The 21,745-nt window shown below is 72.5% G+C and carries 26 protein-coding genes; 8 read left to right on the top strand and 18 right to left on the bottom strand.

Going from position 1 to position 21,745, the window contains the following annotated elements:
* Positions 1–88: 88 nt before the first annotated feature.
* Positions 89–517, bottom strand: a complete 429-nt coding sequence (locus tag DQ392_RS01740) for a DUF6069 family protein (protein WP_114013643.1) — start codon at positions 515–517, stop codon at positions 89–91.
* A 216-nt stretch (positions 518–733) separates the two neighbouring features.
* On the opposite strand from DQ392_RS01740, the gene DQ392_RS01745 reads away from it, so the two are divergent.
* The 3 genes from DQ392_RS01745 to DQ392_RS01755 all read left to right on the top strand — a co-directional run bounded on the left by DQ392_RS01745 (position 734) and on the right by DQ392_RS01755 (position 3,493).
* Complete coding sequence (locus tag DQ392_RS01745) at positions 734–1,189, top strand: MarR family winged helix-turn-helix transcriptional regulator (RefSeq protein ID WP_245981068.1); 456 nt, start codon at positions 734–736, stop codon at positions 1,187–1,189.
* A 153-nt stretch (positions 1,190–1,342) separates the two neighbouring features.
* Positions 1,343–2,374 (top strand): hypothetical protein, encoded by a 1,032-nt coding sequence (locus DQ392_RS01750; RefSeq protein ID WP_245981037.1) that lies wholly within the window; start codon positions 1,343–1,345, stop codon positions 2,372–2,374.
* Positions 2,375–2,491: 117 nt separating this feature from the next.
* Positions 2,492–3,493 (top strand): beta-ketoacyl-ACP synthase 3, encoded by a 1,002-nt coding sequence (locus DQ392_RS01755; RefSeq protein WP_114013645.1) that lies wholly within the window; start codon positions 2,492–2,494, stop codon positions 3,491–3,493.
* A gap of 90 nt (positions 3,494–3,583) precedes the next feature.
* Here DQ392_RS01755 and DQ392_RS01760 read toward each other — a convergent pair whose 3' ends face one another.
* From DQ392_RS01760 to DQ392_RS01780, 5 genes are all read right to left on the bottom strand, one after another.
* Positions 3,584–3,901 carry an antibiotic biosynthesis monooxygenase family protein gene (locus DQ392_RS01760; RefSeq protein WP_114013646.1) on the bottom strand — a complete coding sequence of 106 codons (318 nt, stop codon included), beginning with the start codon at positions 3,899–3,901 and terminating at the stop codon, positions 3,584–3,586.
* On the bottom strand, positions 3,901–4,212 hold the full coding sequence (locus DQ392_RS01765) for an antibiotic biosynthesis monooxygenase family protein (RefSeq protein WP_181856230.1): 312 nt from the start codon (positions 4,210–4,212) through the stop codon (positions 3,901–3,903). Before DQ392_RS01765 ends, DQ392_RS01760 begins: the two co-directional genes overlap by 1 nt.
* Before the next feature lies 1 nt (position 4,213).
* Positions 4,214–4,963, bottom strand: coding sequence for an SDR family NAD(P)-dependent oxidoreductase (locus DQ392_RS01770; protein WP_114013708.1), 750 nt, complete (start codon positions 4,961–4,963; stop codon positions 4,214–4,216).
* Positions 4,964–5,031: 68 nt separating this feature from the next.
* Entirely contained in the window at positions 5,032–6,093 is a 1,062-nt protein-coding gene (locus tag DQ392_RS01775) for a methyltransferase (protein WP_114013647.1), read from the bottom strand.
* 44 nt (positions 6,094–6,137) lie between these two features.
* Positions 6,138–6,605 (bottom strand): anthrone oxygenase family protein, encoded by a 468-nt coding sequence (locus DQ392_RS01780; protein WP_245981038.1) that lies wholly within the window; start codon positions 6,603–6,605, stop codon positions 6,138–6,140.
* A 242-nt stretch (positions 6,606–6,847) separates the two neighbouring features.
* Here DQ392_RS01780 and DQ392_RS01785 point away from each other — a divergent pair, with 242 nt between their 5' ends.
* Entirely contained in the window at positions 6,848–7,294 is a 447-nt protein-coding gene (locus DQ392_RS01785) for an anthrone oxygenase family protein (RefSeq protein WP_114013648.1), read from the top strand.
* A 14-nt stretch (positions 7,295–7,308) separates the two neighbouring features.
* The gene (locus DQ392_RS01790) at positions 7,309–8,049 is read left to right on the top strand and encodes a SchA/CurD-like domain-containing protein (protein WP_114013649.1); all 741 of its coding nucleotides are present in this window, start codon (positions 7,309–7,311) and stop codon (positions 8,047–8,049) included.
* Between the two features lie 154 nt (positions 8,050–8,203).
* Here the strand turns inward: DQ392_RS01790 and DQ392_RS01795 are convergent, their stop codons facing one another.
* The 10 genes from DQ392_RS01795 to fabG all read right to left on the bottom strand — a co-directional run bounded on the left by DQ392_RS01795 (position 8,204) and on the right by fabG (position 15,512).
* Positions 8,204–8,638, bottom strand: a complete 435-nt coding sequence (locus tag DQ392_RS01795) for an SCP2 sterol-binding domain-containing protein (protein ID WP_114013650.1) — start codon at positions 8,636–8,638, stop codon at positions 8,204–8,206.
* A gap of 18 nt (positions 8,639–8,656) precedes the next feature.
* Positions 8,657–8,980: an antibiotic biosynthesis monooxygenase family protein gene (locus tag DQ392_RS01800; protein ID WP_245981040.1), complete on the bottom strand. Its 324-nt coding sequence runs from the start codon at positions 8,978–8,980 to the stop codon at positions 8,657–8,659.
* Positions 8,977–9,447, bottom strand: a complete 471-nt coding sequence (locus DQ392_RS01805; protein WP_114013651.1) for an SRPBCC family protein — start codon at positions 9,445–9,447, stop codon at positions 8,977–8,979. Before DQ392_RS01805 ends, DQ392_RS01800 begins: the two co-directional genes overlap by 4 nt.
* Position 9,448: 1 nt before the next feature.
* A complete protein-coding gene (locus tag DQ392_RS01810; protein WP_114013652.1) occupies positions 9,449–9,703 on the bottom strand; it encodes an acyl carrier protein in 255 nt (84 codons plus the stop codon).
* A complete protein-coding gene (locus tag DQ392_RS01815; protein ID WP_114013653.1) occupies positions 9,700–11,001 on the bottom strand; it encodes a ketosynthase chain-length factor in 1,302 nt (433 codons plus the stop codon). Before DQ392_RS01815 ends, DQ392_RS01810 begins: the two co-directional genes overlap by 4 nt.
* The gene (locus DQ392_RS01820) at positions 11,001–12,260 is read right to left on the bottom strand and encodes a beta-ketoacyl-[acyl-carrier-protein] synthase family protein (RefSeq protein ID WP_114013654.1); all 1,260 of its coding nucleotides are present in this window, start codon (positions 12,258–12,260) and stop codon (positions 11,001–11,003) included. Before DQ392_RS01820 ends, DQ392_RS01815 begins: the two co-directional genes overlap by 1 nt.
* The gene (locus DQ392_RS01825) at positions 12,257–12,682 is read right to left on the bottom strand and encodes a cupin domain-containing protein (protein ID WP_114013655.1); all 426 of its coding nucleotides are present in this window, start codon (positions 12,680–12,682) and stop codon (positions 12,257–12,259) included. The genes DQ392_RS01820 and DQ392_RS01825 overlap by 4 nt, the downstream gene beginning before the upstream one ends.
* An 81-nt stretch (positions 12,683–12,763) precedes the next feature.
* Positions 12,764–13,084 (bottom strand): TcmI family type II polyketide cyclase, encoded by a 321-nt coding sequence (locus DQ392_RS01830; protein WP_114013656.1) that lies wholly within the window; start codon positions 13,082–13,084, stop codon positions 12,764–12,766.
* Between the two features lie 189 nt (positions 13,085–13,273).
* Positions 13,274–14,761 (bottom strand): peptide MFS transporter, encoded by a 1,488-nt coding sequence (locus DQ392_RS01835; protein WP_114013657.1) that lies wholly within the window; start codon positions 14,759–14,761, stop codon positions 13,274–13,276.
* Between the two features lie 10 nt (positions 14,762–14,771).
* Positions 14,772–15,512, bottom strand: coding sequence for a 3-oxoacyl-ACP reductase FabG (gene fabG, locus DQ392_RS01840; RefSeq protein ID WP_114013711.1), 741 nt, complete (start codon positions 15,510–15,512; stop codon positions 14,772–14,774).
* Positions 15,513–15,624: 112 nt separating this feature from the next.
* On the opposite strand from fabG, the gene DQ392_RS01845 reads away from it, so the two are divergent.
* Positions 15,625–18,123 (top strand): multicopper oxidase family protein, encoded by a 2,499-nt coding sequence (locus DQ392_RS01845; protein WP_114013658.1) that lies wholly within the window; start codon positions 15,625–15,627, stop codon positions 18,121–18,123.
* A gap of 101 nt (positions 18,124–18,224) precedes the next feature.
* Here the strand turns inward: DQ392_RS01845 and DQ392_RS01850 are convergent, their stop codons facing one another.
* Positions 18,225–19,229 (bottom strand): acyltransferase domain-containing protein, encoded by a 1,005-nt coding sequence (locus tag DQ392_RS01850; protein ID WP_245981042.1) that lies wholly within the window; start codon positions 19,227–19,229, stop codon positions 18,225–18,227.
* Between the two features lie 96 nt (positions 19,230–19,325).
* Here DQ392_RS01850 and DQ392_RS01855 point away from each other — a divergent pair, with 96 nt between their 5' ends.
* Together DQ392_RS01855 and DQ392_RS01860 are read left to right on the top strand one after the other, a co-directional pair.
* Positions 19,326–21,041 carry an acyl-CoA carboxylase subunit beta gene (locus tag DQ392_RS01855; RefSeq protein WP_245981044.1) on the top strand — a complete coding sequence of 572 codons (1,716 nt, stop codon included), beginning with the start codon at positions 19,326–19,328 and terminating at the stop codon, positions 21,039–21,041.
* Positions 21,038–21,259 (top strand): acyl-CoA carboxylase subunit epsilon, encoded by a 222-nt coding sequence (locus DQ392_RS01860; RefSeq protein ID WP_114013660.1) that lies wholly within the window; start codon positions 21,038–21,040, stop codon positions 21,257–21,259. The genes DQ392_RS01855 and DQ392_RS01860 overlap by 4 nt, the downstream gene beginning before the upstream one ends.
* On the opposite strand, the gene DQ392_RS01865 is transcribed toward DQ392_RS01860, so the two are convergent.
* Positions 21,253–21,648 carry a hypothetical protein gene (locus DQ392_RS01865; protein WP_114013661.1) on the bottom strand — a complete coding sequence of 132 codons (396 nt, stop codon included), beginning with the start codon at positions 21,646–21,648 and terminating at the stop codon, positions 21,253–21,255. The genes DQ392_RS01860 and DQ392_RS01865 overlap by 7 nt on opposite strands.
* Positions 21,649–21,745 lie beyond the last annotated feature (97 nt).

A 21,745-nucleotide genomic window follows, 5' to 3' on the forward strand; every position in this document is an offset into this window, starting at 1 on the left:
TGACCTTGCGGTGCCTGGGCGTCAAGAGTTGTGCGGCCCGCTCGAAGTGGCGTGGAGAGGCGCTGGTCCTTGCGTGGTGCGGCTCTCCTCACCCCTGGCGTGCGTCCTTGCGGTACGCGGGGATGAGGACGGCGCCGACCGCCAGGTGCAGGCAGACGAGCGCGACGCGGTTGCCGCCCGACAGGCCGGCGGAGAACAGCGGCGCGAACAGCGAGAGCACCACCACGGCGCAGGCGATGGCACTCCACACGGTGCGTGCCCGACCGGTCAGCCGCTCCAGGAGGGCGAGCAGGCCCCAGCCCACGAGGGAGAGCACGGCCACCGAGACGATCACGACGGGGAGGGCCAGCTCGCTGGTGGTGGTGGAGCCGGGGCCGTCGGGGGTCCGCAGGTCGACGCCGAGGACCGGGTCGGCGAGCACCCAGATGAGTGCGGCGAGCACCACGGCGCCCACCACGGCGAGAGCGCGGGTGCGTACGGGGCTGACGGTGCGGGTGGCGGAGTGGGATGCGGACATGGCGTTCCTTCTCCTTCGGACGGGGACGCGGGGCGCGTCGCATGGCATCGTCAATTATGTGTGAGAAGCACATGAATGACAACAGCACCTACGATGGCCACCCATCAATATGCCTGCTACACGGATGCCAGTAGCCTCGGGAGCGTGACGAAGGACGAAGGAAGCCAGCCGCACGCCCCGGCGCCGGGCGGAAGCCACGAGAAGGTCGACGAGACCGTGCTGTCGGCCATCGAGGCGGCGATGATCCGGATTCGCCGCCGCCAGTCCCGGCGCAGCCTCGCCCGGCCCGTGGTCAACGACCTCGACGAACCGGTGGAGCTCAACACGCTCGCCGTCATCGACGCCGTCGACGAGGGCGCGGGCGACAGCAGCCGCGACGTCACGGTCGGGTTCGTCGCCGACCGGCTCGCCATCGACCCCTCACGGGCCAGCCGGATCGTCGCCGAAGCCGTCAGATCGGGGTTCGTACGCCGGGTGGCCTCGCAGGAGGACGGCCGCAGAAGCTGCCTTGAGCTGACCGCGACGGGCGAGGAAGCCGTGGCCGCCGCCCACCGGACGCGGCAGCTCTTCTACTCCGACGTGCTGGGGGACTGGGACGCGGGCGAGCAGCGGGAGTTCGCACGCCTGCTCACCAAGTTCGTGCGCTCACTGGACGACGCCGCCGGCGAGTGACGAGGCGCCACCCGCGCCCGCGCCCGTCCACCGGCCTTCGAGCGGCCTTCGAGCCCTCCCCGCGAGGCTGACCGCGCCACAACCCGCTAACCGACGGCGCGTCGAAGGCCCCGAGCGACGGGCTCCCGCGCCCGGCCCCAAGGAGGCGCGACGGTGAGTACGACTGACCAGACGGAGAGGCGGCCGGCACCCGCATCCCGGCGGGGCCGCCCCGCACCGGCCGGGCCTCCGGGCCCCGGCGCGGCCGCGCGGGCCGCCGGACTGCCGACCGCCCTGCGCTGGGCCTACCTCATGGTGATCGTGGCGACCCTCTCCGCCATCGCCAGCAACGTCTTCGAGATAGCCCACCAGGTGGAGACCAGTGTGGCGGGCGCCGCCACCACCGGCGACCTCGTCCTGACCATCGCGTTCTGCGCGCTGTTCGGGTTCTTCGCCGAGATGCTGCGGGCCGGCCGGCAGTGGGGCCGGGTCCTGTTGACGATCTTCACCTCCCTGGGCATCGCCTTCACCGGCGCGGGACTGCTCCAGATCGGTGGGCGGCCGCTCGTGGGGCCGTTGCAGGGCGGCCTGGCCGTCGTCAGCCTGGTGACGTCCGTGGCCGGTCTCGTCCTGCTCTTCGTCCCGTCCGCGAACCGCTGGATGGCCCAGGTGCGCGGGACGGCCAGGACGATCCCGCAGCGGATGCGCAAGGCGGTACTGACCACGCACGTGGCCATCTCGGTGGGCTGGCTGGGACTGGTGACGGGCATGTTCGCGATGTCCGTGGCCGGCGCCACCACCGGCAGCGCCGAGCAGCAGGCCGCGATGTACCGCACCATGTCGCTGCTCGACGAGATCTTCCTCGGCATGACCAGCATGTTCGCCCTGATCACCGGCATCACGGTCAGCGCCGGCACCAAGTGGGGGCTGATGCGCCGCCGGTGGGTGACCGTCAAGTTCTTCGTCACGATGGGCGTGATGATGCTCGGCTTCGGCGTCATCCACCAGTACATCCTCGAAGCCAACGAGCTGGTCGAGGCCGGCGCCGCGGTGCGAGGCGCCGAACTGAACCGGGTCGGCTGGTCGATGGCAGGCTCGGCGGCCCTGGCCCTGTGCTCTCTCGTGTTCATGACGGCGGTCTCCACCTACAAGCCCTGGGGCCCGACCCGCTGGGGCCGCAGGCACACGTCCAAGACCGCCCGCTGACCCTCCCCACCGCACGGGCGGCGGCCCCTGGGCCACAGCGCCGCCCGTGCCTTCCGCACGCCGGCCCGTGCCCCCGGTAAGCAGGCCGGGCCGTCCGCATGCCAGGAAAGGACGAACATGCCCGCTGTCAGGGACACCGCATCCCTGTACCACGGCCGCCTTCTGGGGGTCGGCACCTACCGGCCCGAGCGGTCCGTGGACAACACCGAGATCGCCGGGCGCACCGGCCTCGACCCCGACTGGATCGAGCGCCGCTCGGGTATCCGCTCGCGCCGCTACGCCTCCGAGAGCGAGACCCTGCCGACGATGGCGACGGCCGCGGCCGAGAAGGCGCTGGCCGCGGCCGGCGTCTCCGCCGGCCAGCTCGACACGGTCATCGTCGCCACGATCACCTCCATGGACCAGATGCCCGCCCTCGCCGTCGAGGTGGCGCACCGCCTCGGGGCGCGGCGGGCCGCGGCCTTCGACATCTCGGCCGCCTGCGCCGGGTTCTGCCACGCGGTCGCCCTGGCCGGCGACCAGGTACGGCTGGGACGCGCCGAACACGTCCTGGTCATCGGCGCGGAACGGATGACCGACATCCTCGACCACCAGGACCGTGACACCGCCTTCCTCTTCGCCGACGGCGCCGGAGCCGTCGTCGTCGGCCCCGCGCCCGCGCCCTCGATCGGACCCGTCGTCTGGCGCGCGGACGGCTCGCGGAACGCGGCGCTGAAGATGACCGCGCCCTGGCACGACGGCACGGGCCTGCGCCCGGACGAGCGGCCGGCCATCACCATGTCCGGCTGGAAGGTCTACCGCTGGGCCACCAACGAACTGGTGCCGGCCGCCCAGGAGATGCTGAGCCGGGCCGGGGTGGCCGTCGACGACCTCGACGCGTTCATCCCCCACCAGGCCAACATGCTCATCACCGACCACCTCGTCGAGCAGCTCGGCCTGAGCGCGCACACCGCCGTCGCCCGGGACATCGTCACCAGCGGCAACAGCTCCGCCGCCTCCATCCCGCTGGCCATGGAGGAGCTGCTGTCGGCCGGCAAGGCACCCAGCGGCGGACTCGCGCTGCTGATCGGCTTCGGCGCGGGGCTCGTCTTCGCCGGGCAGGTCGTCAGGCTGCCCTGAACCGCCGGCCCCCGGACACGCGAACGGCCGTGCCGCGGAGAGTGGACACTCTCCGCGGCACGGCCGTTCCTCGTGGCCGTCCGCGCTCCGTCAGTACTCCGCTGCCACTTCGTACAGCGCGAACGGGCGGGGGCGTTCGCCGTCCTGGTAGGCGCGCAGCGGCGAGGTCGTCCCCCGGTGCGCGGAGCCCGACTCCCAGGTCCGGAAGGCCGCCAGGTTCTCCCACTCGCTGAGCACCGCGAACGCGCCGGGGTCGGACGTCTCGCGCAGCAGCTCGTTGCCCAGCAGCCCCGGGGTGCCCGCCAGATCCTTGCTGATGCGGTGGTACGCCTCCTCCACCGCCGCCACCTCGGATTCCGCGGCCCGCAGGTACAGCAGGACGCGGACACGCCCCGCACCCCCGCCCATCAGACCACCTCCACCAGGTGCATCGTCGCCAGCGAGCCGCCCGTACGGTACGGATGCAGCTGCTCGCGGTGGGCGACGTGCTCGGGGCTCGACTCGAACGCCAGGAAGGAGTCCTTGTCGGTCCAGTCGCTCACCACGTAGTAGACGGACTCCTCGTGCGCGCTGCGCGCCAGCGTGTGGCCGAGGTTCGCCGGCTGCGCGGTGACCTGGGCGCTGCCCTGTCTCCACACCTGCTCGAAGCCGGCTTCCATGCCGGGTTTGACCTGCACGGTCAGCAGGACCCGGAACGTCCCCACCCGCTCCTTCGGCATCTCAGACACCCCCGTCGACGTGCAGTGTCTCGCCGGTGACGTACGTGGACAGGTCGGACGCGAGGAAGAGGACGGCGCCGGCGATCTCCTCGGGGCGCCCGAACCTGCCCAGGGCCATCATGCGCAGGTACCGCTCGTTGTACGCGGCCCGCTGCTCCTCGGACAGCTCCTCGGGCTCGGAGGTGTCGATGACACCGGGCGCCACCACGTTGAACCGGATCCCCTTGCCGCCCAGCTCCTTGCACAGCGTGCGGTTCAGGCCGACGAGTCCCGCCTTCGACGCCGTGTAGTGGCCGCGCAGCGGGATGCCCGCCATCGCGCCGCGCGATCCGATGGTGATGACGGAGGAGCCCTCGCGCAGCAGCGGCAGCGACTTGCTGATCACCATGAAGGGCCCCGTGAGGTTGGTGGTGACGATCCGCTCCCACTCCTCGAACGGCAGCTGCGCGAACGGGACCTGGCTGATCACGCCCGCGTTGTTGACCAGCACGTCGAGCGTCTCGAAGCGGTCCCGGCACTCCGCCAGCACCGTCTCGACGCCCTCCGCCGTGCCGACGTCCGCGCGCACCACCGCGTGCTCGCCGCTCCGCTCCTTGAGCTCACGGGCCAGGCTCTCGGCCGCCTCGCCCTCGGTGCGGTAGCAGGTGACCACCGTCGCGCCGGCGTCCGCCAGCGCCAGGACGATGGCCCGGCCGATGCCGCGGGTGCCGCCGGTGACGAGGGCGCTTTTGCCCTCCAGACGCAGATCCATGGTCTTCTCCTTCGTCTCGGAGCGCGTCGCGGTCGCGGCGCGCGGTCGGGGGGTGAGGTACGGGCGCCTCAGCGGGCGGTGGCGACGGGGCGGCACTCCAGCACCGCCCAGCGGCCGGGGACCGGCTCGTCCACCAGCGCGAATCCCGAGGCCGCCAGCAGGGTCCGCCACTGGTCCGCGCTGCGCTCGCGCCCCCCGAAGCGGACCAGCATGTCCAGGTCGAGCAGCTTGCCGCGGTCCCACTGGTTGGCAGGACCCACCAGGAACTCGCAGATCAGCAGGCGCCCGTCGGGGCGCTCGGCCAGCGCGTCGCGGACGCGGCCGAGGACGGCGGCGGCACGCTCGTCGTCCCAGTCGTGCAGCACGGCCTTGAGCACGTAGGCGTCGCGGCCCGGGGGCAGTTCCCCGAAGAAGTCACCCGGCACGATCTCGACGCGGTCGGCGACACCGGCCTCGTCGAACAGCTTGGGGGCCTCCTCGATCACGGCGGGACGGTCGACGAGCGTGCCGCGCACCTGAGGGTGGCGTGCGAGCACCTCGGACAGGAACAGGCCACGCCCGCCGCCCACATCCGCGATCCGCGCGAACCGCGAGAAGTCGAAGCCGTCCAGCAGCATCCGTGCGGTGGCCCGGCTCATGCCCGTCATCGCCCGGTCGAACAGCGCCCCGGCCTCGGGGTTCTCCTCCAGATGCGTGAAGAAGCCGTGCCCGTACGCCTCCTCGAAGGCGGGCTGCCCGGTGCGCACCGTGTGCATCAGCGAGCCGTAGGTGCGCCACAGCAGCTCACTGCCGTTGTAGAGCACCATGTCCCGCTGGCTGCCCGGCACACCGGACCGCAGGGCCTCGCTGAGGTCGGTGAGGGCGTAGCGCCCGTCCTCGCGCTCCTCGAAGACGCCGAACGCGGCCGCCACACGCAGCACACGCCCCAGCGAGTCGGCGTGCGTGCCGGTGCGTTCCGCCAGCTCGGGCACCGCGAGCGGACCGTCGGCGAGCTCGTCGGCGATGCCCAACTCGGCGAGCACGTGCACCACCCGGGATATCCGTTTGCCGTCCGTCAGCAGCAACAGCCGCACGTGGGGTGGCAGCGCGGCGGCCATCGCGGGGCCGACCACGCCGGTCATGGAGTCCATACGCTCTCCTGGTCCGAGAAGGGGATACGGGGGACACAAGGACGTCAGATCAGCAGCGCGGCGGCGCTGACGTTGGCCACGAGCGCCGCGACGGCGAACGCCCCCCGCACGCGGTTCCAGCGGATCCAGCGCTCGCGGGGGTCCGTCTGCTCGAAGTCGGGGGGCAGCGCCTGGGGATCGAGCGTCTCCAGCCACCGGTTGATCGGCACGTTCTTGGTGAGTGAGACCGTCATGGCGCAGGCCAGCAGCAGCGCCGCCGCCCCCGCCAGCAGCCGCAGCGCTGTGCCGTCCGCGGCCACCACCAGCGCCACGTCGCACAGCAGGCAGCTGAGCAGCGAGACGGGCATGAACGGGTCGAAGCGCGTGACCAGCCCCTTGTGCACCGGCACGTACATCGCGGTGGGCAGCGTGGTGAACAGGGGAGCGGCGAGCACGGAGATCGCCAGCCCGCCGGCCGCGAGACCGCCGGCGAGCAGTGCCAACGGCATGAGTACCTGGATCGTCCCGGCCACGAGGCACCTTCCTCGCCCTGGCCGCCGCCTGCTGCGGCGGACCGCTTCTACGACTCTCGAAGCCGCCGGTCGAAGCGGACTCGAAGACGGCTCGACGATCAGTGCCCGGCGCCGCGGTGCCCGTCACGCCCGCCCCGGGGGGCGTGACGCCCGGGGCTCCCGCTGTCGAGCAGCCCTCCACAGGGCGTCGAGCCGGGCACGGCACGGTGGCCGGCACACCCACTTCTCGATCGGGAGTCGTGATGCTTGAGGAAGTGCTGAGCGGGGTCGTGCTGGCCGGTACGGGGACCGTCACGGGCGTTTTCGTGGCCGTCGCGGTCAGCGTGGGGCCCGCCATGTCGGCCATGGGGCGCGCCGAGTACCTGCGGGCCCACGCCCTGCTGGGCAAGGGCTACCACCCGCTGATGCCGATACTGGTCAACGTCGTCACGCTCGGCGGGTTCGCGCTCGCCTTCCTCGCCGAGCCGCCGGCGTCATGGCTGTTCCCGCTCGTCTCGGTGCTGCTCGTCGGCGTGCAGGCGGTCTCCCACCTCGGCAACGTCCCCATCAACCGCTCGTTGAGCAGCCTGGCCGCCGACGGCCCCTGGGTGGACCCGCGGCCGCTGTGGCGCGCCTGGCACCGGCTGCGTACGGGGCTGGCCGCGCTGGCCCTGGCCGCGGGGACCGTCGCCGTACTCACCGCCCGCTGACAAGGAGGACAGCCATGCCACTGGACGCCGTCACCTACCGTGTCGTCCCCGGCCACGAGGAGGAGTTGGCCGAGGTCTTCTCGCCCCACAACTTCTCCCGGGTCGATTCCCCGGTCATCAAGGACGGTTCGGGCGAGACCGTCGGAATGCTGCTCGGCACCGGCCTGTTCGTGCAGGGGGACACCGTCGTCCGGGTGATCCACCACGACGGTGCGGGCGCCGCCCGGATAGCCCGGCACATGTCGGTGCAGAAAGGGGTGCACGAAGCCGAGCGCGCCATCCTGCCCTACCTCGCCGAACCTCGGGACACCGAGACCCCCGAGGGGTTCAGGGAGCACTTCCACCGCAGCCTGATGACCGTGCTGGAGCAGCACAGCCCGACCGAGCGGCCCGCCGCCGGCACGGTCGCGCTGCGCTACCCGCTGCGCGCGGGCGCCGGTCAGGAGCTGGCCGCCGCCCGCGCCACGGCCAACGAGCAGGCCTCGCTGCGGCTGTCGGACCAGCACCCGACGATCGTCCGCACGGCGCTGTTCCTGCACGGCGACATCCTGGTGCGCTCGGTGCAGTACGACGGCCACCCCTACGACGTCGTGGGCTACCTCGCGGACCGCTGCTTCGGGCAGGACGCGGAGGCGTGGCTGGCCCCGTACCTGGAGACCCCCGAGCGGCCCGCGCACCCGGACGCCTACCTGGCCCTCGTCCATGAGCAGGCGATGCTCTCCCTCGCGCACATGTCCGTCCTGGGGGTCGGCTGATCCGCGCCCGGGGCGACCGCGAGCCGCCCCGGGCCCGCGACGGGCCCTGACGGGCCACCGGCCCGGGCACCACGAAGCCCGACACCTCGAAACCCGACACCACGAAGCCGCCGCCGCGCCCCGGGCGCGACGGCGGCTTCGTGCGGGCTCCGGCTCAGGTCTCGGGGTGGTCGAACCACTCGCCGAGCTTCGTGCCCATCAGCGGGCTGCCGCGCAGCTTCAGCTTGCCGGTCAGGAACGCCTTGGCGCCCGGGAGCTTGCCGACGCCCATCGCCAGCATGTCGGGGAGCTTGATCCCGATGGTGATGTCGGGGCTCTCATGCCGGCCCTTGTCGGTGCGGCAGGTCCCGCCCTCGACGTGCACGTAGTGGAGCTTCTGCCCCTCGGCCGAGGCGATGTCGAACTGGAAAACGCCCTTTTGACCCTTGGCCTTGTCCGGGTTGAACTCCGAGACCAGCAGCTCGAAGACCAGCACGAGCGCGGCGTCCACCCCGCCCTCCAGGCGGGCCACCGCGGCCTCCAGCTCCCTGGGCGGCGTCGACTCGACCAGCTCGGTCAGTTCGGTCACCTTGTCCTGCTGCGTGCTCATGTCCGTCCTCCCTCTTCCTCAGGCTTCGCTCGTGGTGGCCGGTGACAGCCCGCGGACGACGTCGAGCAGCTGCATCTCGCCGCCGGCCCGGATCGCCCAGAGCCTGGTCAGGTACGCCTGCTGCTGCGGACTGTGTTCGAAGGCCCGGAAGGACGGCTCGTCCGTCCAGTCCGTCAGCACGGTGTAGTCACCCGGCCGGCCGCGGGTGCGCAGCAGCTGCTGGCCGTGGTTGTCGGGGAAGCCGCGGACCGTCTCGGCGTGCTCGGCCCACAGCTTCTCGAACTCCGCCTCGTGCCCGGGACTGATGCGGATGCGCAACAGCACCCGCAGCCCGCAGGTCACCCGCGCACCTCCCGCTTCTCGGCCGCCGCCTCTTCCACCAGCTGCTTGATGCGGGACATCTCCCTGCGGGTGTTGCGGTTGAGCCGTTCGGTCATCTGCTCGTTCCCGAACGGCAGCCCCTCCCTGACCTGGAACTCCTGCCGCCAGCGCATCTCCACCCCGGCGTCGGTGCGGGAGTACGTCCACAGCAGGTTCATGAACTCGAAGGGCCCGGTCTCGATCCGCCGCGCCCGCACGGTCCTGGTGGCCGGATCGGGTGTGCGCTCGGAGACCCAGGACCACACGGCGCCGTCCTCGTCCGGGTGCAGGGTGAGCCGGAAGGTGAGCGTGGCGCCCTCCCTCTTGAGGATCTCCGCCTTGGCGTACTCGGAGAACAGCCCGGGCCAGGACTCGACGTCGTTCGTCATGTCCCACACCAGGTCCATGGGGGCGTCGATCACGATCGCGTTGTCCGTCGCGCCCGCCATCTCAGACCGCCGCCAGGTTGGTGTTGACGTAGTCGATGACGGCCTGCGGGGAGTCCATCTCCTCGATGGCCTCGTCCGGGATCTGAAGCCCGTACTCGCGCTGGAGCTGGCTGGCGATCTCCAGCACGGCGAGGGAGTCGTAGCCGATCTCGGTGAACGACGTGGACAGGTCGGACTCGGTCAGCTCCCTCCCGTCCAGCTCGCCGGTGCAACGGCTCATGATCGCCTTGAGGTCGTCGAAGCTGATGCTGCTCATCCGTTCCTCCTGGGGATGTGGGAAGAGGTGCCGGCGGACAGGTGCGTGAGCGGTGCCGGCGTGTCGACGGAGCGCAGGACCACGGCGGAGTTGAACCCCCCGTAGCCCCGCGCCAGGACCAGGACGGTCCTCAGACGGGCCGCGCGCGGCCGGTCGGTGACCAGGTCGAGGAGGTGACCCGGGTCAGGGCAGGTGTTGACCGAGGGCGGGATCACCTGGTCGCGCAGGGCGAGCAGCGCCGCGGCCACGTCGAGCGGCGCGCCACCCGCGTAGAGCCTGCCGGTCATCGTCTTGGGGACGGAGACCGGAACGCCGCGCGGCCCGAACAGCGCCGCCACGGCCTGCGCCTCCTGCCGGTCGAGTTCCGGCACGCCGTGCCCGTCGGCGAAGACGACGTCCACCTCGCCGGGCTCGGCGCCCGCGTCGGCCAGCGCCAGTTCGGCCGCCCGCCGCAGGGTGGGCGGCCGGCCGGATCCCGGACGCGGATCGAACGTCGCCGCGTACCCCGCCAGCTCACCGTAGACCCGCTCGGCGCCGCGGGCGCGCGCCGCGGCGAGGCTCTCCATGACGAGGATCGCGCCGCCCTCTCCCGGCACGTATCCGGCCGCGTCGGGGGAGAAGGGCAGATATGCCTCGTCCGGCTGCGGTACCTGGCTGAGGCGGCCGTTGGAGAGCTGGCAGACCAGGCCGTAGGGGGACAGCGAGGCGTCGGTGCCGCCGGAGACCACCAGCCTGGTGCCCTTCGCCAGGACCCGCCTGGACTGCGCCAGCGCGTCCAGGCCGCCCGCCTGCTCCGAGCACAGCACACCGCAGGGGCCGCGCATGCCGTGCCGGATGGAGAGCTGGCCCGTGGTCGCCGCGTAGAACCAGGCGATGGACATGTAGGCGCCCACGGCCTGCGGGCCCTCGGCGTAGAGCTTCTGCAACTCCCGCTGGCCGAACTCCACCCCGCCCGAGGAGTTGGCGGTGATGACCGCCAGCTCCAGATCCGGCATCCGCGCCGGGTCCACCGCGGCGTCGGCCAGCGCCTCGTTGGTGGCGGCGAACGCGTACTGCGTCATGGCGTCGGTCTCGCTGACCAGCCGTTGGGGGGCGTGGTCAGCCGGGTCGAACCCGGTGACCTCGCCCGCGACCCGCACCGGATAGCCGGACGGGTCAAACCGGCTGATCCGGCCCAGCCCCGACTTCCCGTCGAGGGTCGCCTGCCACCACGCCTCCCGGTCGGACCCTGTGGGCGCGACGACGCCGACGCCGGTGATGACGGACGCTGTCTTCTGAGCCTCCCTCACGGCCTCCATCACAGCCTCCTCGGTGAGGTGAGCACCACCGCGCTCTGGAACCCGCCGAAACCGCTGCCCACGCTGAGGACGACGTCCAAGGTGCCCTCACGCGCGGTGCCCGGCACGTAGTCGAGATCGCACTCGGGGTCGGGGTGCTCGTAGTTGGCGGTCGGCGGCACCGTGCCGCGGTCGATGGCCAGCGCGCTGGCGGCGATCTCGATGGACCCGATCGAACCGAGGGAGTGCCCGACCATGGATTTGATCGAGCTGACCGGCAGCCCGTAGGCGTGCTCGCCGAGGCTGCGCTTGTAGGCGGCCGTCTCGTGCCGGTCGTTCTGCTTGGTGCCCGAGCCGTGGGCGTTGGCGTAGTCGATCTCGTCCGGGTTGATCCGGGCCTCGTCCAGCGCGGCGGTGATCGCCTCGCCCATCTCCCGCCCGTCCGGGCGCAGTCCGGTCATGTGGTAGCCGTTGGCGCGGGCCGCATAGCCGGCCACCTCGCAGTAGACGGGTGCGCCGCGGCGCCGCGCGTGCTCCAGTTCCTCGATCACGAACACCGCGGAACCCTCGCCGAGCACCAGGCCGTTGCGCCGCTCGTCGAAGGGGCGGCAGGCGTGCTCCGGGTCGTCGTTGCTGGTGGAGGAGGCCCGCAGGGTGTCGAAACAGGAGACGGTGATCGGGTAGATCGGCGCGTCGGTCGCCCCGGCCACCATCACCTCGGCCGCACCCTCGCGGATCAGGTCGACGGCGTACCCGACCGCGTCGATGCCCGCGCAGCACCCGGAGCTGACCACGGTCGCGGGACCCTCCGCGCCGGTGGCCCAGGCCACCTCGGTCGCCAGCGAGCTGGACATCACGTACCCGTACAGGTGCGGCACCATGTAGTCCGGGTCCACCAGCCAGCGGCGCCCGTTGTCGCTGACGGTGCGGTACTCCTGCTCCATGGAGATGGCGTTGCCGACGCCGTTGCCGACGCTGACCCCGATCCGCTCCGGGCGCTCCTGCGCGAGTGCGATGCCGCTGTCGGCGACGGCCTCGCGGGCCGCGGCGATGGCGAACTGCCCGGCCCGGTCGGTGCGCCGGATCTCCTGGTACGACAGGCCGCACCGCTCGGGGTCGAAGTCGCATTCGGCGCCGATCCGGCTGCGGAAGGGCGCGGGGTCGAAGAGGGTGATGCGGCGGGTCGCCGTACGCCCCTTGACGATCATCTCCCAGAAGTTCTCGCGGCCGGGTCTGCCGGGGGCGACGACACCGATGCCGGTGACCACCGCGCGGTTCATCGCACGTCTCCCACTTCGGGCAGCGTGCCGGCCCCCGGCAGCGGTTCGCAGTCCACATGCCCCAGGTCGGGGCGGGGCGCCAGGGGGCTGAGGAAGAACGTCACGAACGCCTGCTCGGTACCGGGGTTCTCGATGCGGTGCCGCACGCCGATCGGAACCATGAAGGACTCGCCGGGCTCCAGCACCACCTCCTGCCCCTCGACACGCAGCAGGATCCGGCCGCGGACGGTGTGGAAGAACTCCTCCGAGAAGGGGTGGTAGTGCTCGGAGACGAACTCTCCGGGCTCCAGCGTGCCCACTCCCATGAAGCCGGAGGTCGCGTCGCAGGTCTTCGGGCTGAGCAGGACGCGCAGGTCGCCGCCGCGCTTGGTGTTGGGCGGCACGTCGTCGATGGCGACCTTGGACAGGTCGAAGGTGTGCATGGGTGCTCCAGAGGTTGCGCGCGGAAACCGGGGACGGGGCGCGGCGGACTGGCTGACTCGCGGACGTGCTGACGCGCTGACTCAGGGCGTCCAGCTGTAGAAGGGCTCGGCCATGGAGTCCTTCGGCTCGCGCCACGAGGGGTCGTACGGCGTCATGAACTCCTGCAGCCGCGTGTTGATGTCCTGGTAGAGCGGGTGGCTGCGGGCCTGGTACAGCTCGCCGTTGATCGGCTCACCGGCCTCGACGAGGTGGAAGTAGAGGCCGTGGAAGCGGAAGAGCGTACGCCGCTGGACGCCGATCATGTGCGGCAGCTCGGTCGCGTCGGACTCGGCGAAGAGCGCGGCGACCTTCTCCGCGTCGTCGTGGTCCATCCGCGCGACGATGAGCGTGCGGTGCGCCATGGGAACTCCTTCTCGGATGAGGGGCCGAAGCTTCTCGGTCAAGGGACCGGAGCGGCCTGCCAGTGCGGTCCGCGCCGGTGCCCGCGGGCGGTGTGCGCCTGCGCTGCGGACCGTCGGCTGACCGTCGGCGGCTGTCCGAAGGCGATGCTGGTCCGCCGGGCTTGAGAGCGCGTCCAGACCAACTCGACGTCACGTTCGTGCGAGCCTGGGACGCAGTACGAGCGCGGTGACGAGCGCGACCGCGGCGAACCCCGCCAGGTAGCTCCACAGCGGCACCACACCCACCAGCTGGGAGAGCTGACCGCCGACGCCCGAGCCCAGCGCGGCCCCCAGGTAGAACAGCCCCATCATCCGGCTGCCGTGCCCCTCGGGGGTCGACTCGGCCGTGGTACTCAGCCCCACGGGGCCGAACACGAGCTCGCCGCACGTCATGCACAGGAACGCGGCGAGCAGCCACAGCGGCGACACCCCCGCCCCCGCGCCGGAGGCGAGCCAGGCACCGGCCCCCAGCACGGCGAACCCGCAGGACGCGCAGAGCAGCCCCCAGACGTACTTCGCCGCCACCCCGGCCCGCGACCCCAGCCGCACCAGCACCCAGGCGAACAGCGGCGCGAGAGCGAGCAGGAAGAGCGGGTGCGCGGACTGGAACCAGCTCGCGGGCACGGTGAACCCGGCGACCGAGCGGTCGGTGTGCTCGCGTGCGAACAGGCTGAAGACGGAGCCGAGCTGGCCGTACATGGCCCAGAACAGCACGGACGGCACGAAGACCCGCAGGTAGCCGCGGACACGGGCCCGCGCGGCCTCGTCCAGCTCCCCGCCACGCAGCAGCCGCCGGAAGTACCAGACCGGCGCCACCAGCGAGGCCAGCCCGCACAGCGCCAGCGCGGGCCGCAGCGGCACCCCGCCCGCCAGCGCCAGCGCGGCCCCCAGCGCCGACGCGACCCCGAGCGCCACCCACGCGCCGCGCACCAGCCGGCGCAGCGCGCCGGGCGGCAGGGGCCGGCTGGGCCCGGTCGCCGCGCCGCGCAGCGCGGGCGCCCCGCGCAGGTACCGCAGCACGCCGAAGGCCATGCCCACGGCCGCCGCGCCGAACCCCAGATGCCAGTTGACGCGCTCTCCCAGCGCCCCGGTCACCAACGGGCCCGCCAGGGCGCTGACCTGGATGCTCATGTAGAACAGCGCGAACGCCGCCTGCCGGCGGCTGCTGCTCGCCCCCGGGTTCATCTGGTCGAACATCACCGGCAGGTTCGGCTTCAGCAGCCCGGTTCCGCAGGCCACCAGTACGAGACCGAGGTAGAAGGTGGCGTGCGCGGGCACGGCCATCGACAGATGCCCGGCCATGATGACCAGAGCGCCGCTCAGCATCGCCCGGTGCGTGCCCAGCACCCGGTCCCCGAGCCAGCCGCCGGGCATGGCGGCCAGGAACGAGGCCGAGATGTAGAGGCCGAACAGCGCGCCCGCCGTGCCGTCGCCGAGCCCCAGGCCCCCCTCGGAGACCGGCGCCGTCGCGTACAGGAACAGCAGCGCCTGCATGCCGTAGAAGCTGAAGCGCTCCCACATGTCGGTCATGAACAGCGTGGAGAACCAGCGCTCGCGGAACATCGAGCGCAACGGCCGCTCCGCGCCGGGGCCCTGGGGGATGGCCGGGCCGGTGGCCGCGGTGCCGGCGGAGGTCATGACGCCCTCCTCACAGCGCGATGCCGCCGTCGATCTGCACCACCTGGCCGGTGATGTAGTCGGCGGCGTCCGAGACCAGGAAGGCGACCAGCTCCGCCACGGACTCGGCGCTGCCGAACCGTCCCATGGCGATCTTCCCCAGGGCGGCCTCCCGGGCCTTGTCCGTCATGCCGTCGAGCATGTCGGTCTCGATGAACCCGGGCGCCACGGCGTTCACCCGGACCCCGTAGGGGGCCACCTCCTTGGCGAGGGCGCGGGTGAGGCCGTTGAGTCCGCCCTTGGCCGCCGCGTAGTTGCTCTGGCCCGCGTTGCCGTACACACCGATGACCGAGGAGACGTTCACCAGCACGCCCGCCCGACGCGTCAGCAGCCCGCGTGTGACGGCGCGGCACACGTTGAACGCGCCGTCCAGACTGGTGCCGACCACCGCACGCCAGTCCCGCGCGGCCATCAGGGCCATGGGCTTGTCCCGCAGCACACCGGCCGAGTTGACCACCGCGTACGCGGGACCGAGCTTCTCCTCCACCTCCCCGACGAACGCGCCGACGGCCTCCGCGTCGGTCACGTCACACACCACGTGGTGGGCCCGCCCGCCCGCTTCACCGACCAGCCGAGCCGTCTCGAGGGCGGCCTCGTCGGCGGAGCGTGAGCAGAAACCGACGTCGTACCCGGCGCGGGCCAACCGGACGGCGACCGCCCTGCCGATACCCCGCGAGCCGCCGGTCACCAGCGCACTGCGCGTCTGCTGCATCTCGTGTCCCTCCCACGTGCGCGGCACGGCCAAAGCGGTCGCTCCAGCCGTGCGCGAGCATCGTGCAGCCGCCTCGAGGCAGGCTCGAAGACACCACGCCAGGCTGACCGCCATGGTGGAGAACCTCTTCGAACAGACCGTCCTCTGGTCCGTCCTGACGGCCGTCCTGTGGGTCTTCGCGGCCCGGGGCGCCCGGCGGCTCGCGGCCCGGCCCACAGCGGTGTCGATGCGGCGCAGGAGCCGGCTCGGCCTCGTCCTGCTGTGCTGCGCACTGGTGGCGACCGCCGTCCGGGCCGCGGTGGCGCTCGCCCTGGTGGGCGCCGCCGGATGGCTGGGAGGGGCCGACTACCTGCTGTTCGGCACGGTGCCCGTGGTCGTGGGCGGGCTCGCCGTCGCGGCGCTGACCCTGCCCGCGTACCTGAGGGTGTCGCGGGCGGCGCGGGGCGCGCGGGGAGACACCGCGCCGGACAGCTCACTTGATATGGCCTCTGGTGCGGCTCCGGGTGCGCTTACTGTCGCGGCGCCTGAAGCGGCTTCCGGTACGGCGTCTGATACGGCTTCCGGCGCGGCTTCCGGCGCGGCTTCCGGCACGGCGCCTGACGCGGCTCGCGGCGCGGTGCCTGACGCGGCTCCCGGTACGGCGTATGACGCGGCTTCCGCCGCGGAACCCGTGGCGGCACCTGGCGGGGCAGCGGCACAGCGGGAGCCGTCCGACGCCCTGCGCGGGCTGGCCGCCCGCACGCGGCTGGTGGTCCCCGTGCGGGCCTGCTGCGTCGCGGCCCTGCTGGGGGCCGCCTGTACGCTGCACCCGCCCACGCCCCCCTACACCGGCATGTTCCTGCTCCAGGGCGCGCTGCTGGCACTCGCCGCGGGAGCGCTGACGCTGTTCCACCAGCGCCGCCTGGACGCACCGACCGCCCGCGCCCTTCGGCCCGCCCCCAGAACGAGGCGGCTGCTGCGGACCTCGGCGCTGCTCACCTGCCTGGCCGTGCTGGGCGCCGGCGGCTGGTCGATGGCGGCCGAACACAGCAGACTGCCCGGCCGGATGGGCGGCTCCTCGCACACGCACGCCTACGACACGGGTGGCGGCCCCTCAGCCGGTTCCGGCCCCGCGCGCGACGTCGCCGACCTGAAAGGCGACCACGAGGGGAAGCCCGACCGGCGCTTCACCCTGACCGCCACGGACCGCACGCGGCACCTGGCCTCGGGGGAGAAGGTGGCCGCGCTCGCCTTCAACGGGCGGCTTCCCGGGCCGGAGTTGCGGGTGCGGCGCGGGGAACTGGTCGAGGTCGTCCTGGTCAACCGCGACGTCGAGGGCGGGGTCACCCTGCACTGGCACGGAGTCGAGGTGCCCAACGCGGAGGACGGCGTGGCCGGAGTCACCCAGGACGCCGTCGGCCCCGGCAGGCGCCACGTGTACCGCTTCCGCCCCGCTCGCGCCGGCACCTTCTGGTACCACTCGCACCAGCAGTCCAGTACCGCGGTGGCCCGCGGACTGTTCGGCGCGCTGATCGTGGAGGAACCTGAGAAACCCGGGGACGCCGGGGGAGCGGGCCCCGACGTCGTGGACCGTACCGTCGTGGCGCACGCCTGGGCGGTGGGCGGCGCCACGTCGGCGGGCGGACCGCCGCGCGGCGGTGCGGGCGGGGACTCGGGCGGCGCCGGCGGAGCCCTCAGCGGCGTCAACGGAACCGGCGCACCGCTGCGCACGGCACTCGGCGACGACACCGGACCCCGGAAGGAGAAGGTCCCGGCCGGCACCCGGGTACGGCTGCGCCTGGTCAACGCCGACAACTGCCCTCGCACCTACTCGCTGGCCGGAACCCCGTTCGAGGTCGCGGCGATCGACGGCAACCCCGTACACCGCCCCACCGCGCTGCGGGGCAGACTGCTGCGCGTCGCGGGCGGCGGCCGCTACGACGTCACCTTCCGCCAGCCCGCCGGGCCCGTCCAGCTGACCGTCGTCGGAGACGCCAACGCCTCCAGCGCGAGCCACGGTTTCGAAGGCTGCGGCGAGGACGGCGCCTACGGCGCGGGCCGGCCCGAGACCGCGTCACTGCTGCTCGCACCAGGAGCCGTCACCCCCAAGGAGACCCCGGAACCCGTCACCGGGCCGGTGTTCGACCCGCTGCACTACGGCACCCCCACCCGCGCCCCCTTCGGCCCCTCGCCCTCCTTCGACCGTGACTTCTCCCTCGTACTGGGCAACAGCTTCGGCTTCTTCGACGGCAGGCCGATGGTGCTGTGGACCATCAACAACGCCGTCTACCCCGACATCCCCGCCCTCCTGGTACACAAGGGCGACCTGGTGCGCACCACGTTCCTCAACCGGAGCCTGGACGACCACCCCATGCACCTGCACGGTCACCGCATGCTCGTGCTGTCCAAGGACGGGAAGAAGGCGACCGGGAGCCCGTGGTGGACCGACACGCTCAACGTCGCCCCGGGCGAGCGCTACGAGGTGGCCTTCCGCGCCGACAACCCCGGTCTGTGGATGGACCACTGCCACAACCTCGACCACGCCCGCGACGGCATGGTGCTGCACCTGGCGTACGACGGTGTCACCAGCCCGTACGAGACGGGCAGCAAAACCGGCAACCAGCCGGAGTGACCGCCCCCGCCGGACCGCCGCCGCACACCAGGGGCCCGCCGCTCACAAGGGCCGGCCGCGCACGCGGGAGCCGCCGCTCAGGAGGGAGGGAGCGTCGCCGCTCACGGGCGGACCGCTTCGAGCGCCCCCGACCGGGCGAGCACCTCCTGGCGCGCCGCCCGCACACTGCGCAGATCCGCCTCGGGCCCCAGCGCCCGGGGCGGCAGCGTGGGCACCACGGCGCTGCGCCCCGCGCGCACCGCCGGATGCCCGCGCGCCAGCACGGTGAGGGACTGCATGGGCCCCGCCTCGACCAGCAGCCGGTCCCTCTCGCCCAACACCCGCTCCAGCGTCGGCCAGAACAGCACCGGAGCCGTCGGCTGCACCGCCCAGAAGGCCGGACTGACCGCCTCCGCCGCGCGCAGGGGCAGCGTGGTGTAGGCGGAGAAGAGGGGCGTACGGGGCGCGCGCAGCGGCATCGTAGCCAGCAGGCCCCGGGTCGCCGGCACCAGTGGCGCCAGCGCGGGGCTGTGGTAGGGGGTGCGGGAGGGCAACCTGCGGTAGGTCCTGCCGTCGGCGGCCAGCGCGTCCGCGACCGCCCGCAGTGGCCCCTCGGGGCCCGACAACACCGTGTGGCGCGGGGCGTTCACCGCACCCACCACCACGCCGTCGCCGAGATACCCGGTCAGCTCCCGCTCGGCGGCAGCCACCGCGAGCATGCCGCCGGCCGGCGTCGTACGCTGCAACCGCACCCGCTCCCACAGCAGCCGAACCGCGTCCTCCAGGCGGAAGACCCCGGCGAGCGCCGCGGCCGCGAACTCGCCCATGCTGTGCCCCAGATACGCGGACACCCGTATCCCCCAGCTCTCGATCAGCCGCCCCATGGCGTAGTCCACGGCGAACAGCAGCGGAGCCGCACGGGTGTCGGCGTCCATCGGCTCGGTGGGCGCGTCGGACAGCCAGTCGGCCCGCGCGGCCCCGCCCTCGGGACCGAGCAGGTCCAAGACGGCGTCGACGGCCTCGGTGAAGACCGGCTCACGCCCGTGGAGCCCGGCCGCCATCCGTGCGTGCTGGGCTCCTGTTCCGGGGAACATCACAACGAGGGAGCGGTGCTGCGGACGCGTCATGGCGCGAGGGTGGACGCCGCGGGTCGAGCGGTACTCCATCGCGGCGTTCAGAGGCCGTCGAGCCCGCCTTGAGCGGGCGCGCGCACGCTGCCCGTCATGAGCGTTGTCGACGAAACGCCTCCGGACACCGCCACCGTGAGTGTCGCCGGGGGGATGTCCCCGGACACCGCCACCGTGAGCGTCGCCGGAGGGATACCTCCGGACACCGCCACCGTGAACGTCGCCGGGGGGACGCGGCCGGACTCGGCCGCTCCCGCTCACGGCCGGCTGCGGGACCGTGCCGCCGAACTCGCCGAGCTGCACGACAGGGTGCGGCGCGGGCCCAGCGAGCGGGCGACCGAGGCCCAGCACGCCAAGGGCAAACTGACCGCACGGGAGCGGCTCGCCCTGCTGTTCGACGACTCGACCTTCACGGAGGTCGAGGAGTTGCGCCGGCACCGAGCCACGGGCTTCGGCCTGGAAGACCGGCGCCCGCACACCGACGGTGTGGTCACCGGCTGGGGGCAGGTGCACGGCCGCACCGTCTTCGCCTACGCCCACGACTTCCGCATCTTCGGCGGAGCCCTCGGCGAGGCACACGCCGAGAAGATCCACAAGCTGATGGACCTGGCCGAGTCCGCCGGCCGGCCCGTGGTCGGGCTGTGCGACGGTGCGGGCGCCCGTATCCAGGAGGGTGTGACGGCCCTCGCCGGCTACGGCGGGATCTTCTCCCGCAACGTCCGCAACTCCGGCGTCATCCCGCAGATCAGCGTCATCATGGGCCCCTGCGCGGGCGGCGCCGCCTACTCGCCGGCCCTGACCGACTTCGTGTTCATGGTGCGCGGCACGTCCCAGATGTTCATCACGGGCCCCGACGTGGTGCAGGCCGTCACCGGCGAGGTCATCACGCACGACGCCCTCGGCGGTGCCGACGCCCACGCCTCCCTCTCCGGCGTCGCCCACTTCGCGTACGACGACGAGAGCGCCTGCCTCGAGGACGTACGGCACCTGCTGTCCCTGCTGCCCCCGCACAACAGGGAGCTGCCGCCCGCCGAGCCCACCGCCGACCCGGCCGACCGCCGCACCGAAGCGCTGTGGGAGATGGTTCCGGCCGATCCGGGACAGGCGTACGACATGCGGGAGGTGCTCGCCGAGATCGTCGACGACGGCGACTTCTTCGAGGTCCACGAGGCGTGGGCGACCAACGTCGTCTGCGCGCTGGCACGGCTGGACGGGCACACCGTCGGGCTGGTCGCCAACCAGCCCGCCTCCTTCGCCGGGGTGCTGGACATCCACGCCTCCGAGAAGGCCGCCCGCTTCGTCCAGACCTGCGACGCCTTCAACGTGCCGCTCGTCACGCTGGTGGACGTCCCCGGCTTCCTGCCCGGCGTCGACCAGGAACACGGCGGCATCATCCGGCACGGAGCCAAACTGCTGTACGCCTACTGCAACGCGACGGTGCCACGCGTCCAGCTCATTCTCCGCAAGGCCTACGGCGGGGCGTACATCGTCATGGACTCCCGTTCCATCGGCGCGGACCTCTCGCTGGCCTGGCCCGCCAACGAGATCGCGGTGATGGGCGCCGAGGGCGCGGCGAACGTCGTCTTCCGCCGCGAGATCGCCGCCGCCACCGACCCCGAAGCGACCCGCGCCCGCCTGGTGAAGGAGTACCGCGCCGAACTCATGCACCCCTACTACGCCGCCGAGCGTGGCCTCGTCGACAGTGTCATCGACCCGGCGGAGACCCGCGGCCGCCTGATCTCGGCGCTGGCGATGCTGCGTGCCAAGCACGCCTCCCTGCCCACCCGCAAGCACGGGAACCAGCCGCAGTGAGCGCCGACGACCCCACCGTCCGGATACTGCGCGGTGAGCCGGACCCCGAGGAACTCTCAGCCCTGCTCGTCGTCCTCATGGCCCTGGCCGGCTCCACCCCCACCGTCCCGACCGACACCACAGCCCCCCGCCCCGCCCCGTGGCCCCGCCCCACCGCCTCCCCGCCGACCGCCGCCTGGCGCGCACGCCCGCAACCGGGCTGGCGGGCGGGCTACTGACCCGACGGGCCCTCCGTCCAAGGACGTCGGAAAACGGGTGAGACGCCGTCGGCAGCCGGCCGTTGCCCCGAGCCCGATTGCATCGTTTGGCGGGCGTTGTCGACCAGGGAATACCCGGCTTCCAGGCTACCCGCGTCCGCCGATACGACGTTCGCCCACTGATTGACCGCGGGGTTGTCGTCCGAGATCAACTTCGCCATGCCGGTCCCGGTGGGGAGAGCCGCCTTGTAGCCGGCCTTCCCGAAGGTCTTGCCCCGCTTCTGCAAGACATCCAACATGCCCCTCGCCTTGCTGGATACCCACTCGGAAGCGTTGTTGCCGAAGCGGGTGAGCTTGCCCTGGACCTCGGCGTAGTTTTCGCCCCTCTCCGCGTCGTACGCAGTCCGCATGGCGCCCTCGGGGGGCTCGGGGCAGAGGGCGGAACGCTGTCTTGTGACGTTCGCACGTACCGACCACGCTTGTCCTGCGCTACGGCGCTGTAGGCGC

Source organism: Streptomyces reniochalinae (assembly GCF_003323735.1).
GTDB lineage: Bacteria > Actinomycetota > Actinomycetes > Streptomycetales > Streptomycetaceae > Streptomyces > Streptomyces reniochalinae.